Source organism: Kluyvera sp. CHPC 1.251, from assembly GCF_036759945.1.
Classification (GTDB): domain Bacteria; phylum Pseudomonadota; class Gammaproteobacteria; order Enterobacterales; family Enterobacteriaceae; genus Kluyvera; species Kluyvera sichuanensis.
The window spans coordinates 402,119-421,130 of sequence record NZ_JAPKIC010000002.1; the positions used below are offsets into that span (position 1 = coordinate 402,119).

The 19,012-nt window shown below is 51.4% G+C and carries 12 protein-coding genes; all 12 read left to right on the plus strand.

The window, feature by feature from the left end; translation table 11 throughout:
• Positions 1–12: 12 nt before the first annotated feature.
• The 12 genes from pflB to V6940_RS06340 all read left to right on the plus strand — a co-directional run bounded on the left by pflB (position 13) and on the right by V6940_RS06340 (position 18,996).
• Positions 13–2,307, plus strand: a complete 2,295-nt coding sequence (gene pflB, locus V6940_RS06285; protein WP_333495240.1) for a formate C-acetyltransferase — start codon at positions 13–15, stop codon at positions 2,305–2,307.
• A 230-nt stretch (positions 2,308–2,537) separates the two neighbouring features.
• Positions 2,538–3,497 (plus strand): hypothetical protein, encoded by a 960-nt coding sequence (locus V6940_RS06290; RefSeq protein ID WP_333495241.1) that lies wholly within the window; start codon positions 2,538–2,540, stop codon positions 3,495–3,497.
• 567 nt (positions 3,498–4,064) lie between these two features.
• Positions 4,065–4,895, plus strand: a complete 831-nt coding sequence (locus V6940_RS06295) for a hypothetical protein (protein ID WP_333495242.1) — start codon at positions 4,065–4,067, stop codon at positions 4,893–4,895.
• Positions 4,896–4,985: 90 nt separating this feature from the next.
• Complete coding sequence (locus V6940_RS06300; RefSeq protein ID WP_333495243.1) at positions 4,986–5,468, plus strand: hypothetical protein; 483 nt, start codon at positions 4,986–4,988, stop codon at positions 5,466–5,468.
• Positions 5,469–5,594: 126 nt separating this feature from the next.
• Complete coding sequence (locus tag V6940_RS06305; RefSeq protein ID WP_333495244.1) at positions 5,595–6,737, plus strand: tellurite resistance domain protein; 1,143 nt, start codon at positions 5,595–5,597, stop codon at positions 6,735–6,737.
• 50 nt (positions 6,738–6,787) lie between these two features.
• Positions 6,788–8,311: an SrfA family protein gene (locus V6940_RS06310; RefSeq protein ID WP_333495245.1), complete on the plus strand. Its 1,524-nt coding sequence runs from the start codon at positions 6,788–6,790 to the stop codon at positions 8,309–8,311.
• Between the two features lie 17 nt (positions 8,312–8,328).
• Positions 8,329–11,397 carry a virulence factor SrfB gene (locus V6940_RS06315; RefSeq protein ID WP_333495246.1) on the plus strand — a complete coding sequence of 1,023 codons (3,069 nt, stop codon included), beginning with the start codon at positions 8,329–8,331 and terminating at the stop codon, positions 11,395–11,397.
• Positions 11,397–14,120, plus strand: coding sequence for a virulence factor SrfC family protein (locus V6940_RS06320; RefSeq protein WP_333495247.1), 2,724 nt, complete (start codon positions 11,397–11,399; stop codon positions 14,118–14,120). Before V6940_RS06315 ends, V6940_RS06320 begins: the two co-directional genes overlap by 1 nt.
• Entirely contained in the window at positions 14,114–15,109 is a 996-nt protein-coding gene (locus tag V6940_RS06325; protein WP_333495248.1) for a hypothetical protein, read from the plus strand. The genes V6940_RS06320 and V6940_RS06325 overlap by 7 nt, the downstream gene beginning before the upstream one ends.
• Positions 15,106–17,067, plus strand: coding sequence for a vWA domain-containing protein (locus V6940_RS06330; protein WP_333495249.1), 1,962 nt, complete (start codon positions 15,106–15,108; stop codon positions 17,065–17,067). The genes V6940_RS06325 and V6940_RS06330 overlap by 4 nt, the downstream gene beginning before the upstream one ends.
• A complete protein-coding gene (locus V6940_RS06335) occupies positions 17,067–17,792 on the plus strand; it encodes an ABC transporter ATP-binding protein (protein WP_333495250.1) in 726 nt (241 codons plus the stop codon). The genes V6940_RS06330 and V6940_RS06335 overlap by 1 nt, the downstream gene beginning before the upstream one ends.
• Complete coding sequence (locus V6940_RS06340) at positions 17,782–18,996, plus strand: ABC transporter permease (RefSeq protein WP_333495251.1); 1,215 nt, start codon at positions 17,782–17,784, stop codon at positions 18,994–18,996. The genes V6940_RS06335 and V6940_RS06340 overlap by 11 nt, the downstream gene beginning before the upstream one ends.
• Positions 18,997–19,012: the final 16 nt, after the last annotated feature.

The window sequence follows — 19,012 nt, forward strand, 5'->3', positions numbered from 1 at the left end:
GAGAGAATATCCATGAAGGTAAATATCGATACCGGCGATAAGCTGTACGCCGAAGCATGGCAGGGATTTGACGGCACGGACTGGAAAGAGAGTATTAACGTCCGCGATTTTATTCAGCATAACTACACGCCGTACGAAGGGGATGAATCCTTCCTGGCTGAAGCGACGTCGGCCACCCTCGCCCTCTGGGAGAAGGTGATGGCGGGTATTCGCATCGAGAACGCCACGCACGCGCCGGTCGACTTCGATACCAATATTGCCACCACCATTACCGCTCACGACGCAGGCTATATCGACCAGAGTCTGGAAAAGATCGTCGGCCTGCAAACCGACAAACCGCTTAAGCGCGCGCTGCACCCTTACGGCGGCGTCAACATGATCAAAAGCTCGTTCGATGCCTACGGCCGTGAGATGGACCCGAACTTCGAATACCTGTTCACCGAGCTGCGTAAAACCCACAACCAGGGCGTGTTTGATGCCTACTCCCCGGACATGCTGCGCTGCCGTAAATCCGGCGTGCTGACCGGTCTGCCGGACGGCTATGGCCGTGGGCGTATCATCGGCGACTACCGCCGCGTGGCGCTATACGGCATTCAGTACCTGGTGCGTGAACGCGAACAGCAGTTCGCTGACCTCCAGTCCAACCTGCAACGCGGTCAGAACCTCGAAGCCACTATTCGCCTGCGCGAAGAGCTGTCGGAGCACCGCCGCGCGCTGCTGCAAATACAGGAGATGGCGGCGAAGTACGGCTGCGATATCTCCCGCCCGGCGCGTAACGCCCAGGAAGCGGTACAGTGGCTCTACTTTGCCTACCTCGCCGCGGTGAAATCGCAGAACGGCGGCGCGATGTCGCTCGGCCGTACCGCGTCGTTCCTCGATGTCTATATTGAGCGCGACTTCAAGGCCGGCTTACTGACCGAGCAGCAGGCGCAGGAGCTGATTGACCACTTCATTATGAAGATCCGCATGGTGCGCTTCCTGCGTACACCGGAGTTCGATACGCTGTTCTCCGGCGACCCTATCTGGGCGACCGAAGTGATCGGCGGGATGGGAATGGACGGACGCACGCTGGTCACTAAGAACGCGTTCCGCTATCTGCATACCCTGCACACCATGGGGCCTGCGCCGGAGCCGAACCTGACGGTGCTGTGGTCAGAAGCGCTGCCGGTGGCCTTTAAAAAATATGCCGCCCAGGTGTCTATCGTCACCTCCTCGCTGCAGTACGAAAACGACGACCTGATGCGCGCCGACTTTAACAGCGACGATTACGCCATTGCCTGCTGCGTGAGCCCAATGGTTATCGGTAAGCAGATGCAGTTCTTTGGCGCGCGCGCCAACCTCGCCAAAACGTTGCTGTACGCGATCAACGGCGGTGTAGATGAGAAGCTGAAGATTCAGGTCGGCCCGAAAACGGCACCGCTGATGGATGAAGTGCTCGACTACGATACGGTGATGGAGAGCCTCGACCACTTTATGGATTGGCTGGCGGTGCAGTACATCAGCGCGCTCAACATCATCCACTTCATGCACGATAAATACAGCTACGAAGCCTCGCTGATGGCGCTGCACGACCGCGATGTTTATCGCACCATGGCCTGCGGCATTGCCGGGCTGTCGGTGGCAGCGGATTCCCTTTCTGCTATCAAATACGCACAGGTAAAACCGGTGCGCGATCATACCGGGCTGGCGGTCGATTTCGTGATTGAAGGGGAGTATCCGCAGTACGGCAACAACGATGAGCGTGTGGACAGCATTGCCTGCGATTTGGTTGAGCGCTTTATGAAGAAAATCCAGGTGCTGCCAACCTATCGCGACGCCGTGCCAACGCAGTCCATTCTGACCATCACCTCTAACGTGGTGTACGGCCAGAAAACCGGTAACACTCCGGATGGTCGCCGTGGCGGCACGCCGTTTGCACCAGGGGCTAACCCGATGCACGGCCGTGACCGCAAAGGTGCCGTCGCTTCGCTGACCTCAGTGGCGAAGCTGCCGTTCACCTACGCCAAAGATGGGATCTCCTACACCTTCTCCATCGTACCGGCGGCGCTGGGCAAAGAGGATGGCGTGCGGAAAACTAACCTCGTGGGGCTGCTCGACGGTTACTTCCACCACGAGGCGCACGTCGAGGGCGGACAGCACCTGAACGTTAACGTGCTGAACCGGGAGATGCTGCTGGATGCCATTCAGCATCCGGAAAACTATCCCAACCTGACGATCCGCGTTTCGGGCTATGCGGTGCGTTTTAACGCGCTGACCCGCGAGCAGCAGCAGGATGTGATTTCGCGGACGTTCACCCAGGCGCTATAACGCTGGAAGCCCCGTGAAATAGCATGGCTGGCCGCGCGGGAACGTGCGGCCAGTTAAGCGATATGTTGTTGACAAAAAAGTGTGTTTGTCTCTCCTTTGGTGCACAGTTGTGCACCTTTTTTTGTTTTGGCGGTTAGCGGTTTAATCCTGGGTCAACTTTCTATCTCAAGTCTCTGATGAATCGGCCGATACCGTTATAAAATAATGATGCATTTGAGGCACAAACTGAAATGAATAAAAAAGCGCTACTCCTACTTCCCGCCTTCGTTTTAGCGGGATGTGGGGACGATACTATTGAATGTTCATCCGACATCAGCACCCAAACATTAGTAGAGCTATTACAAAAATTCGCACTTGAACAAACGGCCCCTGAATCCGTTGCACCGTCTTCAGTGACAAATGCATTGAAACGATCCTCACTGGAAAAAGTCATTTTTACCGTATCTAACATTATTACGACCAGTAAAGACCCAAATAGTACATTAAGAACATGTTCAGCTACTGTCAGTCTGAAAATTGATGCTAATGAGTACAATGATCTCAGTGAGTTTTACAGCAAAAATTACCAACGAAACTTTGATAAAACGATGGAGAGCTACAACCTGGAACAGAATGCCAATACTTTTTCAACGAAAATTGACTACACCGTTCAGCCAACGGACGACAAAAAAACAGTATTTGTAAAGTCAGTAGCCAATAACGGTGCTTCCGCAGGAGCCGCATTTATCTCCACGCTATCAATAATGCAGCCAATTGTTGAGCAGGAAAAAGTTCAGCGCGCAAAACAGCAACAGGCTCTTGCCGAACAGCAGGCTGAGCAAGCAGCTAAAAAAGAACAATTAAAACAGCAAACACAAACGCAGGTGCAAAACGAACAGTCTGAAACTCCTGCAACCCCACAATCGCAGCCAGTAGCTGAAACAGCAGCGCCATCACAGCAGGAACTAACGGTAAATGAAGCCCGTGAACGCTTTATGGAAGCTGATAGAAACCTAAGTACAACCTGGCATGAACTTGGTCAGCCAAGACAAAAAGCGTTGCTGCCCGAGCAAAGACAGTGGATAAGAAATAAAGAATCAATCTGCGGAAAAATTTCACTTAAGGGTTCAGATACAGACATCATCAGAATGTTCCAATGCCAGTACGACATGACACAGCAAAGAGTATCTCAGCTTGTCGCCGCAAAATAAAAATACGGAATGCCTGGTGTCGTAATAAATCAACATCCAGGCATGTACGGTGACAATTCACCTCTTCACTACAGATGCATAACGGGAGGTGCACTATTTTCAAAAAAAATCTCAAAATACTTAACGTCCAAAACAAAGCTGAATATATGAATACACCTCCCATTTTTAGTGTTTTTGTTAAATTGCATTTGATTTTTGACGCAGATCAATCTATACAATCAATACCTTAACTGCAAGCGTAAACAATCGTGTAGAGTTAAGACAAATTCACTCCGTGAATAACAAGATATACTTCAGTAAAATTTTATGTTTGTGAGAGGGACACCCTCCCTTTTTATGCCTTTACCGGTGATTTATCACGAGTACGCTGTGATAAACCCAACAATATCGGCCTGAACTCACATCACAAATGATAAATAAAAAATTCACATTGAAAAAAAACAAATAATTCATTTTATTATTGTTTTCGCACAGATAGTAACGCACCGGTATTAATCCCGAGCTTATTATTAGACTCTTTTGCGATAATAATATATATATTTTTAACTTTTTTTAAAATGCAGGATTTTGTTTCAACTAATTCAAAACATTACTTGCTTAAATTTTATTCATAATGATGCTTTTTTATTGTTACTTAATTCATTTGTTAAGGAAAAAATAGTGAACGCTTTTAACCGAAATACAGCATGCTTGTTAATCTCCGTAACGCTGTTGCTGAGTGGCTGTGCCAATACTGGCAGTTCTCTGCTATCCGGGACAAAACCCGATCCTCGACTGAACACCACTGAACAGGCCCAATTTTTTAGCGCATCAGGTGCACAGGGCTGTGGTACAGGCGCGGTAGCAGGCGCAGTGCTGGGGGCGTTAGTCGGCGCTCTCGCTGGTGACGGTAAAAAAGCGCTGGCTGGTGCCGCAATCGGTGGAGCAGCCGGGTGTGCAGCGGGTATGACAGCCAACTACTATCTTGATGGCCTGAAAAAAGATTATGCAACAACCGCAGATCGCCTTCAGGCAATGAATACAGATATCAATAAAGATACTGTGGCAGTGGATAAATCAACCTTCGCGATGAAACAAGTTATCAACGATAACCAGGCAACCTTAACGCGTATCAGCATTGAAAAAGATAAGGCCGGGTTTGATAAAGCCAGCGCCAAGACCCAGCTAGCCCAAATTGATGCCAACATCGGCAAAATGAAAGAAACGATGAAAGGTATGAAGGACAAAGATGCCGCCTATAAAACTGCCTTACAGGGACAGACAGCCACGACCGATGCTGACAAGGCTAAGCTTGCTAGCCTGAACAAAGAATACGCAACCCTGAATAGCAAAATTGCCGACCTGGAAAAAGAGACTAACGACCTGTACGAACAGCGCCAGGCCATTTCTCTGGGATAACAGCAATTAACCGACATCTATATCGGTTTTTTAGTCGACGGCTTATCGATATTAAGCCGTCTTAATTTAACGCTATTCATGGACTATTCGATGAGAAAATACTTACTTCTCGCAGCTATCGTACTGACGGGTTGCACTACTTCACCTCAGGACTGCGACTTACATGCACAAGATCCAAGTTTCTTAACCAAGCTAAGCTGCGCAACGTCTGGCGGTTATCGCCAACAGGTCGATCAAAAAGAACAGCAAGTTCGACTCAGTCAATATCAAAACGAGTCAGCTAAGCAGCAGCAAACTTATACCCAAAATCGACAGCAAGATCTGGATAAAAAGTTGGCCGATGAGCGGGCCAGGTTAAATAAAGTGCAATCCGATCTGTCACAAACCCTCGCACAGGTTAAGTCCAGCAAACTGAAAAGCAGTGAACGCCAGAAAGAAATACAGCGTTTACAGGATCTGCAGAAGCAGTCGCAGAAGGCCAGCAGCGCCAGTGAAATTACAGAAATTGAGAAAAAAGTCGCGGATGCCAGGCAGCATATAAAAGTCCTGGAGGAAGCAAACACCGTTAACTAAAGGTGAAATGCGAGTGGCTCTAAAACATAGGCCACTTTTCACTGACGGCCTGACCCTGACCCTGACCCTGACTATGCGTGCTGGAAAACCCGCCGCAACTATTTCACAACAACAACGATTCTGGTTATGCAACGATTAACAACAGCTGCACCAATTGATGACGCAACACTGGCTATCTATGAAGAAACGGTTGCCCTCATACACCGTCATCTTCCGCCATCTCTTGGGCTGCTCTTTGCCACTGCTCGCCGTAATTCAGAAGGACAACTGGAATGGTGGACTGCGCGCCAGGGTCTGGCACAGACGTTCTCTGCACTTAGCGAAGCTGAACAGGCTTCCGTACAAGCAAAACGTCTGCAGTATCAAGAGATCTTAGCGGGATTCATCAGCCAATTGACCGCTCGAGGTGATGAGCACTCAGCGCATACGCTGCAAACGCTATTAACGAATTCACGCGATCTCAACTGCTATAGCGTGGGCGGAGAACCCGTGTTAATCAACTGGGCCATCGTGAAACAAGAAGCTCTTTCTCCTCTTCCTACGACGGTAATTCCCTCGCTATGGCGACGTTTTCTCCCCTGGCTATTACTGCTACTCCTTTTAATACTACTCGCCTGTACCTACTGGTGGTGGTCAAAGCATCGCGCTCCCATGCCACAGGTGCCTGCTTCCGTTGCCACTCCAGTTATCGCTCCCACCAGCACTGAATTAACTCAGGATAATCCCACTATTAGCCTGGTGAAACGAAAGGATTTTGGCCGCATTAAGGTCAACCTGACCTGGCAGCAAGGTAATCAAAAAGAGCCTATCGACCTCGATATCGCGGCCTTTATTCGCCTTAAAAACGGCAAAATTGGCGGTGCAGAAGCCCTTAGTAAATATCTCGGCAGCTACGACAAACCACCGTACATGATGCTGCAAGAGGATCTGCGCGAAGGTAATGACCAGGATGGAGAATGGCTCTTCATCAACGGCAGCCACTGGCAAGACATCGATGAGGTACTGGTTTACAGCTTCATCTATGGCGGAACGGATAACTGGAAAGGCACAAATGCCACCATCACTATCTATGTTCCCGATCAGCCGCCGATAACATCTACGCTCACGGATGGCAATCAGCGCAATAACGTAGCGGCCATCGCACGACTCAAAAACATTGATGGCGATATTAAAGTGGAGCGTCTGGACAGTTTTTATCCTAACAGGGAGTCGCTAGCCAAACAGTATGGCTGGGATTTTACCTGGACGCCTGGCGCGAGCAAGAATTAGCCTGCATGACTGCGGCTTTTATTAAACCATAGCCTTCAAAGGGTTAGATAATGCGAAATTCAATACAGGGACCACTGCTGCGCACCGGGCATAACTCTTCATTCAAGGCGCTGGGTGAAACAGGCTATCCGGTGTTTAAAATGGCCTTCCAGCTACGTGAAGCTATCTATCGTCTTGATGCCGGTCGAGATCTGGCACGGCATCTGGCCATTCCGCAAAATGATCAAGGCGGAGACAGAACCGACTGGTACAGTAGCTTCCCGGGTGATGTGATTCCATGGAGCGGCGCAAATGAGGCCGAGCGAGAGTCAGCTCGACAGCAGTTTACTGCGTTTCAAACGGCGGTTCAGTCACTCAGCGAACAGCTGCTCAATACAGAGCAGAGCGGAACCGGTGGAGACCGTCGCGTTTTTGCCCAATTGTTAAAGTCGGTAGTCAACTTCCCCGACTATGAATTTGTTTACCTCGTCAACGGCATTCTGGTGATTACCTTCTGGGGATTTGTTCACCCAGAAGGGGAACAGCGCAGTCCGATGCATTGGCTGAGCCCATCGTCAGTTCCGGTAGCCCCTCTAGCGGCCGAAAAATTGCAGGAAGCAGCGAAACCAGTCGTCGCTCCAGTCGTCGATTCAGCCATGGACGTGCAGACGCGTACACGTCGCTGGCGCTGGAACTGGCGTTGGTTGCTGTGGTTACTCCTTGCACTGCTATTGCTCGCTCTACTATTAGGGCTATTGCGTGGGTGTGCGCCGTCCGTTTCTATTCCTGGCTTACCGGCCATTTCTACAGATAAAACCGCGGCAGTTACGGACCCTATCATCCCTCCCCCTAACGTCACGTCTCCGGATGTGACAACGCGAGTCTCCCAGCCAGGCATGGAAACCGTCGTTGGGTCAACCGTCGTACCTGGCGCAGTAGACGGTACAGTGGTTGATTCCCATAAGATAGTGACCGCAGCGCCAACAGAGAACTCTGCATCAGCTGAAGCATCAGCGCTCCCGTCAGACGCCTCTGCACTGACTTCTACGGGTGCAGATACCGAGGGTAGTGCCACCACTCCGCCAACTATCGTGGATGAAGCAAATACGAGTCCGCAGCCTAACCCAGCGGACCCGGTCGCCCCTGAAACACCAGATGCACAAACGCCCCTCCCTGGCGTCGACCCCGTGACCACCCCACCGGTAATCCCGGCGCAGGGCACCCCCCTGACGCTTCCCGCGACCCTGCCCAATGGTCCCGCACAATTCCTTAACGGTGAATGGCGCGTCAATGGCGGCATACAGGACAAGCTCACCGGGCGTCCTTTGCAGTTGAAATATAACTTTGCACAAGGCAATGGCACCGTCAGCGTACGCCAGTCCAACGGCGTGACCTGCAGCGGACCGGCCAGCGGTAACGTACAGCAAGGGGCGCTTAGCATTACTAATCCTCAGCAGATGAAATGCAGCGACGGCTCGAATTTTATTGTTCCAACCATCGAGTGCAAATCGCCTGCTGCCGGCCGCGCCGATTGTATTGGCAGCAACGACGGGGAAAAAACGTTCCCTATCCGTATGCTTCAACCTAATTCCTGAACAGGGACGAGATAACTATGTTGCCTGAGATTGTTTCTTTTGACCGTCAAATCACTCTAGTCGGTGACTCCGGGATCCAATTTATGGATTTCGGTCTATCCCCAGGACGTCAGCCTGCCGGCGAATTTGTGAAATTAGCGAATGGTATCCTGACTCGTTTAATCTATAACGAGCAGCGTGATTACTATTTCTATCAACCGACGCCTGAAAATATTGAGAAGGCAAAAAGCCAGTACGATATCCCCGTTGATCAGAGCCTTAAGTTGTTTGATGGTATCTGGCTGCCGCTTCCCCTGCTGCGCTTTAGCCCGCCAAATGTATATCAGGAAGGGCCGCTGAACTGGGCACGTTTTCGTATAGTGAAGCTAGCTGAACCAGATATGGACGGGCATAGCTATCGTATGACGCTGGCTATCGACACGCGTATTATGGCCAAGCAGCAGGCAGCCGCCGACCTCAGTCCAAACCAGGAAGATGTCAATGCGGGAGCAACCTTCGCCGTCGCAACAGCAACATATGCTCTGAACTGGTACCTCGCGCAAGAGTGGATCGTAGATTGGCTCAAAGAGGTGTTCAAAGAGGCTAGCAAAGGCCGGGATATTGACGAACGTGAGCAAGAGCTTGCTATGCAGTATCCTCTGGCGCACTACCTTAATCTCCTTTCACTGATGGCGATTCCCGTTGAAGGATTGCAAAATCAAACGGCCCCCGTTATTGAACTGCCGCAGTTCAGAGTCATTGCGAATCGGGAAACGAATGCCATTAAACCCATCGCGGTCGATCTGATACTCGACGTGGGTAACTCTCGTACCTGCGGTATTCTGATTGAGGATCATGGTCAGTCTGGCTCAGGCATGCGGCATAATTATGTCCTCAAGCTTCGCGATCTCAGCGCGCCAGAACACGTTTACACCGACCCCTTTGAAAGCCGGGTCGAATTCTCACAGGCATTTTTTGGGAAAGATCACTGCTCAGTGCGCAGCGGTCGCCACGATGCATTCCAATGGCCAACCATTGCTCGCATTGGCGGTGAAGCCAGCCGTTTGGCTGCTCGCCGTAAAGGCAGTGAAGGTTCAACGGGCTTATCCAGCCCGAAACGCTATCTCTGGGACGAAAAATATTATGGTCAAGGCTGGCGTTTTAACGGCAGCTATGTGCAGGACAGCAACCCATTAGCAACCGCAGCACCGTTTGCCAACCTCATCGATGAACGTGGTGAAGCGCTACACACCATTGAAGATGAGATGGACCGTATTCCCGTCTTTACGCCACGCTACTCACGCAGCTCACTCATGACCTTTATGCTGTCGGAAGTTCTGACTCAGGCGATTAGCCAGATTAACAGCCCAGAACAGCGCATCCGTCAGGGACATGCGGGCATTCCACGCCAGCTGCGACATATTATTCTGACCGTTCCACCGGGAATGCCAATGGCTGAACGCTGCATCCTGGATGAAAGAATGCGCCAGGCCGTCGGCCTCGTCTGGAAATCGCTACGCTGGCACAACGGTGAGAACGATCCGTATCAGGATGAGCAGGAAGATCATACCCAGGCGCACATCAAGATCCCACTGCCTAAAATCAGGGTTGAATGGGACGAAGCCTCCTGCGCACAGCTGGTCTATCTCTACACCGAAATTAACCAAAACTTTGCTGGTCATCCGGAAGTCTTCTTCAATACACTTGGCCGCCCTGACCGCGACAGTCGTGAAAGCATCACGGTTGCATCCATCGATATTGGTGGTGGTACCACTGACCTGGTGATCACCGACTACCATCTCGATCGCAACGGTCTTTCCGGCGGTGGTGCCAACGTGCATATCATCCCTCACCAGCGTTTTCGTGACAGCGTCAAGATTGCGGGCGACGATATTCTACTGGACGTTATTCAATCCTATATTCTTCCTGCATTTGAAGCATCGCTGCGCGAAGCGGGTGTGATGTCCGTTGAAACACTTATGTCTCAGCTGTGCGGCTCGCAGAATATTAGTGCTGCCGAGGCAGTGCTGCGTCAGCAGCTCAGTCTGCAACTGTTTGTTCCTCTCGCGCTAAATATTTTGAGCAAGTATGAACAATATGATCTGCAGGATGAGCAAACTCATACCCTGATTAACCAACGCGTTGACGAGCTGCTGTTTGCAGGTTGTATAAGCGATGAAGTGGAAGGGTTTGTTCGTCGTGAAGTGCAGAAAGCCGGCGGCCCTAGCGATTTTAAACTGGAAAACATCACGCTTAATCTGCCGCTGTCCAGACTGCACAGCGACCTCTGTTCAGGCAAATTCAATATTGATAAGGCCTTAACGGCACTGTGTGAAGTGCTAGCCTGCTACAACTGCGATCTGCTTCTGCTGACCGGACGGCCGTCACAACTGCCGGGTATTCAGGCAATTATTCGTCGAAACCTTCCGCTGCCTCCGGGACGTATTTTACCCCTGCACGGTTATCAGACCGGAACCTGGTATCCGTTCCATAAAAATGGTCAGATTGACGACCCGAAAAGCACCGCATCCGTGGGCGCAATGCTGACCCAGCTCTGTGCCAATCACAGCATTCCGAACTTCCATTTCCGGACATCGGCGCTGAAACCATACTCAACTATTCGCCATATCGGCACCATTGATATGGACAGTCAGATCCGTGATGCCGACATCGTATATCGCCATATTGAATCTGAAAATGGACAGATCAAGCTACCGGCTATTACCGATGAAAACGGTGAGAAGACCACGCAAAGCATCATCATGCGCGGTGACCTGCGTCTGGGTTATCGCCAGCTGGATGCCGAGCGCTGGGCGGCTGCGCCGCTCTACACGCTGCGTTTTAGTGAAGAAGGTCGTAAGAAATTCTCCACCGCCGCGTCTACAGATAACGGATCGCCATACCTCAAAGTCAGACTGACAATCGACAAAGGAAAGCGCGCTCGCCAATTAGGGCTGATTAGCGATCTCCTGACCATCGCCGACGTAAGCAGCAATACCGATAAATCGTTTAGCAAACGTGATTTAGACCTGGAACTCAATACCATGCCGGATACTGGGCTCATTGATAGCCGACACTGGCTCGATAGCGGGAGTGTTAAAAAATAATGAATAACGATCAAAAATATCTCACTCAAGGTTGGGCAGCTATCGCTCAGGGTTGTCTCGATGCGCTCGGTTGGGTGGATACCGTTCGCGGTGGTTCACGACGTCTGGATAACGAAGCCGACAAGCTCAGCCTGACTCTGCTTCGCACCCGCAATCAGGCAAATAGCCTGACTCAGGTTGCCAGAACGCCAATGACCGTTGGATTTTTTGGTATCTCACAGGCCGGGAAATCATATCTCATTTCAGCACTAGCGGCGGGTAGCAACGGCTCACTGGAAGCGTTGTATGGAGAACGCCGCGTTAACTTTATCAAAGAAGTTAACCCCGTCGGCGGCGGAAAAGAAGCCACCGGGCTCGTTACCCGTTTTACCCGTCAGGCCCCGGCGGCCCCCGCCGGTTACCCGGTTCCTTTACGACTGTTCAGCGAAATCGATCTGGCAAAAATTCTGGCGAATGCCTGGTTTAACGACTTTAACCATGAGCAGCTTAGCTACCAGATTGACCAAAGCCGGATTGATGAAAATCTACGCCCTTTCCTGCATCGTACCGTGCAGAGCCAGGGCTACAATGGGGTAAATCAGGAAGATGTCGTGGCTCTGTGGGATTACCTGAACGCCTCCTTTAAAAAATCAGTTGAGAAGCTTGAACATGCCTGGTGGCCGCAGGTTTTAAAAATTGCACCTGCATTGAGTCCTGGTGAACGTGCTGAGCTCTTTTCACTCCTGTGGGGAGAGCAGCCCGCACTCACCGAAACCTACCGTTCATTAGCAAACGTGCTCGCTAAGCTCAACTATGCCCGGATGGTCTTTGCTCCCCTGGAGACGCTCACCGATCACACCAGCGGCAGCATCATGAACGTTGATAGCCTTAATCGGCTGGGCTCCAGCCAGGATCGCAACGTTGAGATTCGCTACTGGAAAGAAGAACAGCAAATTGGCAGCGCCAGCTTAACCCAAGCCGAGCTGGCTGCGTTAACCACTGAACTGATTTTCCCGCTGGCCGAAGTTGAGGCGAACAGCATCGTAGAACATGTTGATCTGCTTGATTTCCCAGGTTATCGCGGTCGTCTGAAGATCACCGCATTGGAAGAAGCTGGCCGGGATGGGCTTAACGCGATTTCTCAGCTTCTGCTTCGCGGAAAAGTAGCCTATCTTTTCGAGCGTTATACCGATAACCAGGAGATGAATGCGCTTGTCGTATGCGCCAGCTCCGCTAAGCAAAGCGACGTCGTAGATGTAGGCCCGGTCCTGAATCGTTGGGTTGAGAAAACGCAGGGTAAAAGTGCCGAGGAGCGCAAAGAGCGGAAGCCGGGCTTGTTCTGGGCCATAACTATGTGTGACATGCGCATCAACAACAGCTTGCAGCATACAGAAGCCCAACTGAAAGAAGGTATGGAAGGCATGGTGCACATGACCCTGCTTGAGCGCTTCTCACAGTATGACTGGCTACAGCAATGGGCGCCAAATCAACCCTTCAATAACTGTTTCCTGGTGCGTAAACCCGGCCTCGATAATCCGTTCCTGCAGGTGGAGGGGGATTCAGGCCAGGAACATCTTAATGAAGTGGGTGTTACCGAACGCTACCGTGATGTGCTCGACACCATGGCCAACGCTTTCGTATGCGGCAAAAACGTAATTCGCCATGTAGCTGAACCTCGAGCCTCCTGGCAGGCCATGCTCGAACTCAACGATGGCGGTATGGCACGTCTGACCCAGGCGTTGCGCGGAGTAGCCAATCTGAACTTTAAGCTGGAACGTTTGCGCCAGCAGCTCGAACAATGCCGTCAGGACACAGGAGACCGCCAGTTAGGACGCTGGTTCGAACAAGATGGCGACGGGCAGATAGTCAAAAAGCAAGCCATCGCCAAAGAACTGTGGCAGGGGTTATCCGCCTGTCCTCACGGCATGGGTGAGGTAATGGCACATCTGGATCTGCCAACCCACGTGCTCAACAATATCTATCTGAGTATCCGCGACCAGGAACCACAGTCAAACGGCGAGAGCCAGACTGCAAATACCGTTATTGCCAATCCATTTGGCAACAACCCATTTGGTGACAATCCATTTGGTGACAATCCATTTGCCACCGATCCGTTTTCCTCTGCGACGACAGTGTCCACAGCAAGCGAGACACCAGCGCCAGTACCTCAGGAAAGAGTGGGTCAAGACGATGATTTCGCCCATCAGACCTTTAAAGCCTGGGTGGCTCACTTGCGCGAATTACCGCAGCAGATGTCCCAGTGGCGGCAGCTCGGTTTGAGTAACGAATTAGTCAACTATCTCTGTGAAGAACTTATCACTGCCGCTACGCGTTTAGACCTGGAAGGCACGCTAAAACGTGCACTGGCAGGTCAGGAACAAACGGGAACCCGCCGTGAACATCTGATGGCGCGCCAGGTGCTGCGTGCTCAACTGACAATGCGCGATTTTATCGCCTGGTTTGGTTATCTCGCACTGCCGCCAGAAAAAGTGCCTAACAGTTATGTAGGCGAGAAGAATAAGGTCTTCGCACGCCAGACAAAGCTGGCCAGCGATGAGCTACCTCAGCTTGCCGCCGTTGCACCACAGCCGGGGATCACCTACCTGGGCGATTGGCTTTCAGCCCTAATGAGCGTCGTGCTGGATAACGCGGGCCATAGCGCCACACGAGATATTTCCTTCGAACATAATCGACAACTTGGCCTGATTATCAGCCAATTGAAACAAGAGAACATGCCATGCTAGCTAAAATCATCGCCTGCCAACCAGCAGTGCCGGGTACTGCGCAATTGATGGTTCGCCTGCGTGGCGATAATACGCTATTGCCGGAGCTGAATTTTACGCTTTGCAATAACGAGCAAAACTACCTTCAACCCGACGGTAATTGGAGCCCAGCACCGCACATCTTTATAGTCAACGGTGGCTACGCGCTGGCCAACGGCAGCGGTTTCCGTATCGGCCCAACGCTACTGGATCCGCTGCTGGCTACTGCAAGCCAGGTTCAGATCCAGATAACGTTGGCTTCTGGTGAGCAGCGCAGCACTACGCTCCAGTTGGTGCGCGACGAACTGTTCTCTTCAGATGCTCGTGGTGAAACCAGTAACTACAGCGGCAGCAGTATGCTACAAACGCCAGAACCGTCTTCAGCCCCCGCAGCCATTGTGGAACCTGATCTGGTGGAGCCGGTGCTCCATACCGAAGATCGAACACAACGGAAATCCAGCCCGTCACGTCTGCCGTTAATCGGTACGTCGGTACTGGCCCTGGTGGTAATAGCCGGTGCACTGTGGTGGTTCCTGGGTCGTGATAAATCCCCGGACGTTGTGCCAGCAGCACAGGCTCAGCAAGAAGCTCCAGCCACGGCATCAACCTCCGAAAAAACCGAACAGAACGGCTGCACCATCGAGAGTTTAAACAGCCTTAACGAGCTGGATTTCGTCCAAAGCTGCGTACAGGAAAAACTCGACAGCGACAAACTACTCGCTATTGTCCAGGCAGCAAAAGACGCGAAGAAATGCGGCGTAGCGCAGCGTCTGTATGCTAACCGCGCCCAGGGCGGCGACACCAAAGTTGCCATCGTCTATGCGAGTGAGTACGACCCAAAATACCACCAGCCAAGCGAGTGTTTCAAAGCACCGGATAAAGATACTGCCGCCTATTGGTACGAAACGGTACTGCAGACAGAACCCAACAACCAAACGGCAAAACAACGCCTTGAGGAGTTAGGGAAATGATCATAAATACAGCACGTTACCTCGTTCTGTCCCTTTGCGGGCTGATACTCAGCGGGCACGCTTTTGCTGCCGATGGAGACAAACCGCTACTTCAGGAAGGTAAGAAAACGTTATACCAGCGCGTACTTACCACGCCTGGCTGTAAGCTTGTCAAAAACGCTGGTGATGATAATGGTCAGCTCCAGCCTGCATTCAGCAGTCTGTACGTGTATGAAAAGTCGGATAATAAAGGGCAAGGCTGGATCAAAGTTGGGCCAGACAGCTATGGTAAAACCATCGGTTGGCTCCCTAAATCCTGCACCGTTGACTGGAAAATTCAGCTCACGCTGGCCTTTACCAACCCGGCGAACCGTGACCGCCTGATCTTCTTCAAAGAGAAGAAAAGCCTGGATGATATTCTCTCCGCACCAGACCCGGTCGCACTGGTGGCACCGCTGCGCGCTAAGCTAAAGCGAGATGGTCATGCCGAAGGCATTCAGGCGCAAGAACCTGAGTATTTTGTGGATCTGCAAAAGCAGTTCTATCTGCTGCCGATCCTGAAAGCTGAAGAGGTCATGACTGAAGATGGCTTCTACACTCGCCTACTGGATGTAGCATCCGTCAGTAAAGCGGATCCGGCACCAAAACCAAAAGACAGTGTAAATCAGTTGAAGGGTTTTAACGCGTCGGTGGTTTTCGTTATCGACTCCACGATTTCGATGGGACCCTACATTGAGCGCACCAAGGAAGCGGTTAATAAGATCTATGACAAGATCAAACAAGAGCACCTGGAAGGTCAGGTGAAATTTGGTCTGGTCTCTTATCGTTCGAACACCAAAGCCGTTCCGGGTCTGGAGTATCGTTCAAAGATTTTTGCCGACCCCAATCAGGTAAAAGATGGTGCAGACTTCCTTAAAAAGGTTGCCGACCTCAAAGAAGCGAAGGTATCAAGCTCACTGTACGATGAAGATGCCTATTCCGGCGTGATGTCAGCAATTGATGGCATAGACTGGAGCCCATTTGGCGCGCGATACGTTGTGTTAATTACCGATGCTGGCGCCATTGAAGGTAGCAATAAGCTTTCCGGCACCGGTATGGATGCGAGCCAGCTTCGCCTTGAAGCAGGTAATCGCGGCATTGCCATCTATACGCTGCACCTGAAAACGCCATCCGGCAAAGAAAACCATGCGAAAGCAGAGAGTCAGTATCGCGATCTCTCCAATTTTGATAGCACCCATTCCAACCTTTATCAGGCAGTAAATGCGGGCGACATCAAAATGTTTGGTCAGCAGGTTGATGCTCTGGCTTCAGCCATAACGCAGCAGGTGAAATCCGCGTATATGGGCGATGCCGCAATCGGTAGCGCACTGTATTCCAAAGATGACGGACAGAAGCTCACACCAGAACAGAAACTGCTCCAGGATACCGCACTTATTGGGCATGCTATGCAGCTGGCGTATCTGGGAAAACGCAATAACACCGAGGCTCCGCTTGTCTTCCAGGCCTGGATTAGCGACCGCGATCTGATTAAACAAAACATCCCAACGACCGACGTGCGCGTCCTCCTGACAAAGGGGCAATTAAGCGATTTAAGCGATGCCGTGAGTCAGATCCTGAAAGCCGCAAACGAAGGAATGATCTCGCCAACCAAAATGTTCGAGCAGTTACGCACCGTTGCAGCGACGATGGGTACAGACCCAAATCAGTTAAAACAACAGGATAAGGCTCGCATTAGCGATCTCGGCGTACTGGGTGAATATCTGGCCGATCTACCGTACAAGAGCGACGTATTAAATCTCGATGAAGAGACATGGAAAAGTTGGGATGGCTTATCGCAGGAGAAATTTATCCGCACGCTGTCATCTAAACTACGCCACTATCAGAAATATAACGCCGATGTCGATCGCTGGGTTGCCCTTGCTCCAGGAAGCGATCCACGCGATCGCGTTTACCCTATCCCACTGGAAATGATGCCCTGATGCTGCATATCGAAAACCTGCGCATAGTACGCGGCCAGGGCAGTCAGGCACACCACGTTAACTTGCCACAGTTGATGCTGCGGCCAGGCCAGGTAGTGGCGGTGACGGGCGAAAGCGGCTGCGGCAAAAGCACATTGCTGGAGGCCATCGGTTTACTACTAAGCCCTGGGAAGATAGGACGTTTTGAGCTCAACGACGGTATTCAGCAGTTTAATATTGCCGCACTGATCGATGACGAGCAGCATAACGAGTTAGCGGGTATTCGTGCCCGCCAGCTTGGCTTTGTTCTGCAAAATGGCGGGCTGCTCCCCTATCTGAGCGTTAAAGATAACATCCTGCTACCGTGCAAACTGCTGGGGCTGACTCCCGATAAATCGATGCTGGACCGAATCATTAGTGCGCTAAAACTGTCCCCCCTATTGGCGAAATTACCCACCCAACTGTCGTTTGGTGAAAGGCAGAGAACAGCTTTCGCTCGCGCTATCTTACACCGCCCAGCACTGGTGCTAGCAGATGAACCTACTGCTGCGTTGGATCCTTACAACGCACAGCAACTCTTTAGCCTGTTTATCGATTTAGTTCGCCAGGAAGGGATGATGGCGCTGGTGGTGTGCCATGACTGGCCGCTAGTCCAGCAGTTTAATTTACCCTGCTTATCCGCCCAGATCGCACCGTTAACCGCATCATCGGAGCATGAGCCGCGAGGAACCTACTTTGTCCTTTAACCGAGCCGGACTGCTTGGCCGCCTGGCAATGCAGGATTTGTGGCATGACCGCATCATCTCTTTTTGCATCATATCTTCCCTCGTCGCCGTCATCGCGCCGCTGTTACTACTTTTCGGCCTGCGTTTTGGGATTGTAAATCAGCTACAAGAGGAGCTGACTCGCGATCCCCGCAACCTTGAAATTCGCATGTTAAGCAGCGGCAGTTATGACCAGCGCTGGATAGAAAATCTACAGCAACGCCCTGATGTAGGCTTTGCCATCGGGCAAACACGCTCGCTTAATACGCTGGCCGATCTGCAAACAGACAGCACACATTTTATTGAAAATGCGGAAGTCATTCCTACCGATGAAGGCGATCCCCTACTAGGAACGCTGACGCTCCGTCAGGAAAGTGATGTGGTCATTACCCAGGAAGCCGCACGGAAGCTGGCGGTAACCGTGGGCAGCACCGTTACGCTGAGGGTCAGCAGGATACTTGACGATCGCGCAGAATCAGGGCGTAAAAGCGTTACCGTCGTCGGTATTTTGCCTGGTACCTATTTTAACCGTGCTGCCATTTTTACGCGCACGCCGCTCCTTCTGGCGCTTGAACATTTTCGCGACGGCTATTCAGTAGCAGAACTAGGAAATACACGAGGCGCCACGCTCACCAATAAACTACCACGCTATGCTCGCGCCAGATTATATGCTCGAGATATTGACCAGGTAGCTAGTCTTGAGCGCGATCTCAGGGCACAGCGGATAGAAACCAGTAGCCGTCTGGCCGATATTGAGAATGTAAAAAGCATTAATCGAGTGCTTGGCATTATTTTTAATACCATTGCTGCTACCGCACTCGTTGGCTGTATTGCCTCGCTGGTTGGTTCTTTTATTGCGAACGTTGATCGTAAGCGCAAGCATATCGCGGTACTCCGCCTGCTTGGCTTTACCCGCTCGGCAGTGGGTATTTATGTGATTATCCAGGGCTGCATGCTGAGTATATTGGCTTACATTGGTGGCTTTGCTATCTATTTTTTAGCCAGCCAGGTCTTTAACCGTGCCCTGGCCGGAAGCCAGGCAACGGGTCAGATGCTTTGTAAGATAACGCCGCTACATGCACTGATAGCGCTATTGCTAACGCTTGTAGTCGCTACGCTGGTCGCCAGCATTGGCGCCTACCGCGCTATTAATATTGAACCCGCGCAGAGTCTGCGCGAAATATAACCTTAGCCCTTATTTG

Bases quoted from the DNA above. Each gene is read 5' to 3' on its own strand.
- pflB (WP_333495240.1), top strand. From the start codon at position 13: ATGAAGGTAAATATCGATACCGGCGATAAGCTGTACGCCGAAGCATGG.
- V6940_RS06290 (WP_333495241.1), top strand. From the start codon at position 2,538: ATGAATAAAAAAGCGCTACTCCTACTTCCCGCCTTCGTTTTAGCGGGA.
- V6940_RS06335 (WP_333495250.1), top strand. From the start codon at position 17,067: ATGCTGCATATCGAAAACCTGCGCATAGTACGCGGCCAGGGCAGTCAG.
- V6940_RS06310 (WP_333495245.1), top strand. From the start codon at position 6,788: ATGCGAAATTCAATACAGGGACCACTGCTGCGCACCGGGCATAACTCT.
- V6940_RS06330 (WP_333495249.1), top strand. From the start codon at position 15,106: ATGATCATAAATACAGCACGTTACCTCGTTCTGTCCCTTTGCGGGCTG.
- V6940_RS06315 (WP_333495246.1), top strand. From the start codon at position 8,329: ATGTTGCCTGAGATTGTTTCTTTTGACCGTCAAATCACTCTAGTCGGT.
- V6940_RS06325 (WP_333495248.1), top strand. From the start codon at position 14,114: ATGCTAGCTAAAATCATCGCCTGCCAACCAGCAGTGCCGGGTACTGCG.
- V6940_RS06320 (WP_333495247.1), top strand. From the start codon at position 11,397: ATGAATAACGATCAAAAATATCTCACTCAAGGTTGGGCAGCTATCGCT.
- V6940_RS06305 (WP_333495244.1), top strand. From the start codon at position 5,595: ATGCAACGATTAACAACAGCTGCACCAATTGATGACGCAACACTGGCT.
- V6940_RS06300 (WP_333495243.1), top strand. From the start codon at position 4,986: ATGAGAAAATACTTACTTCTCGCAGCTATCGTACTGACGGGTTGCACT.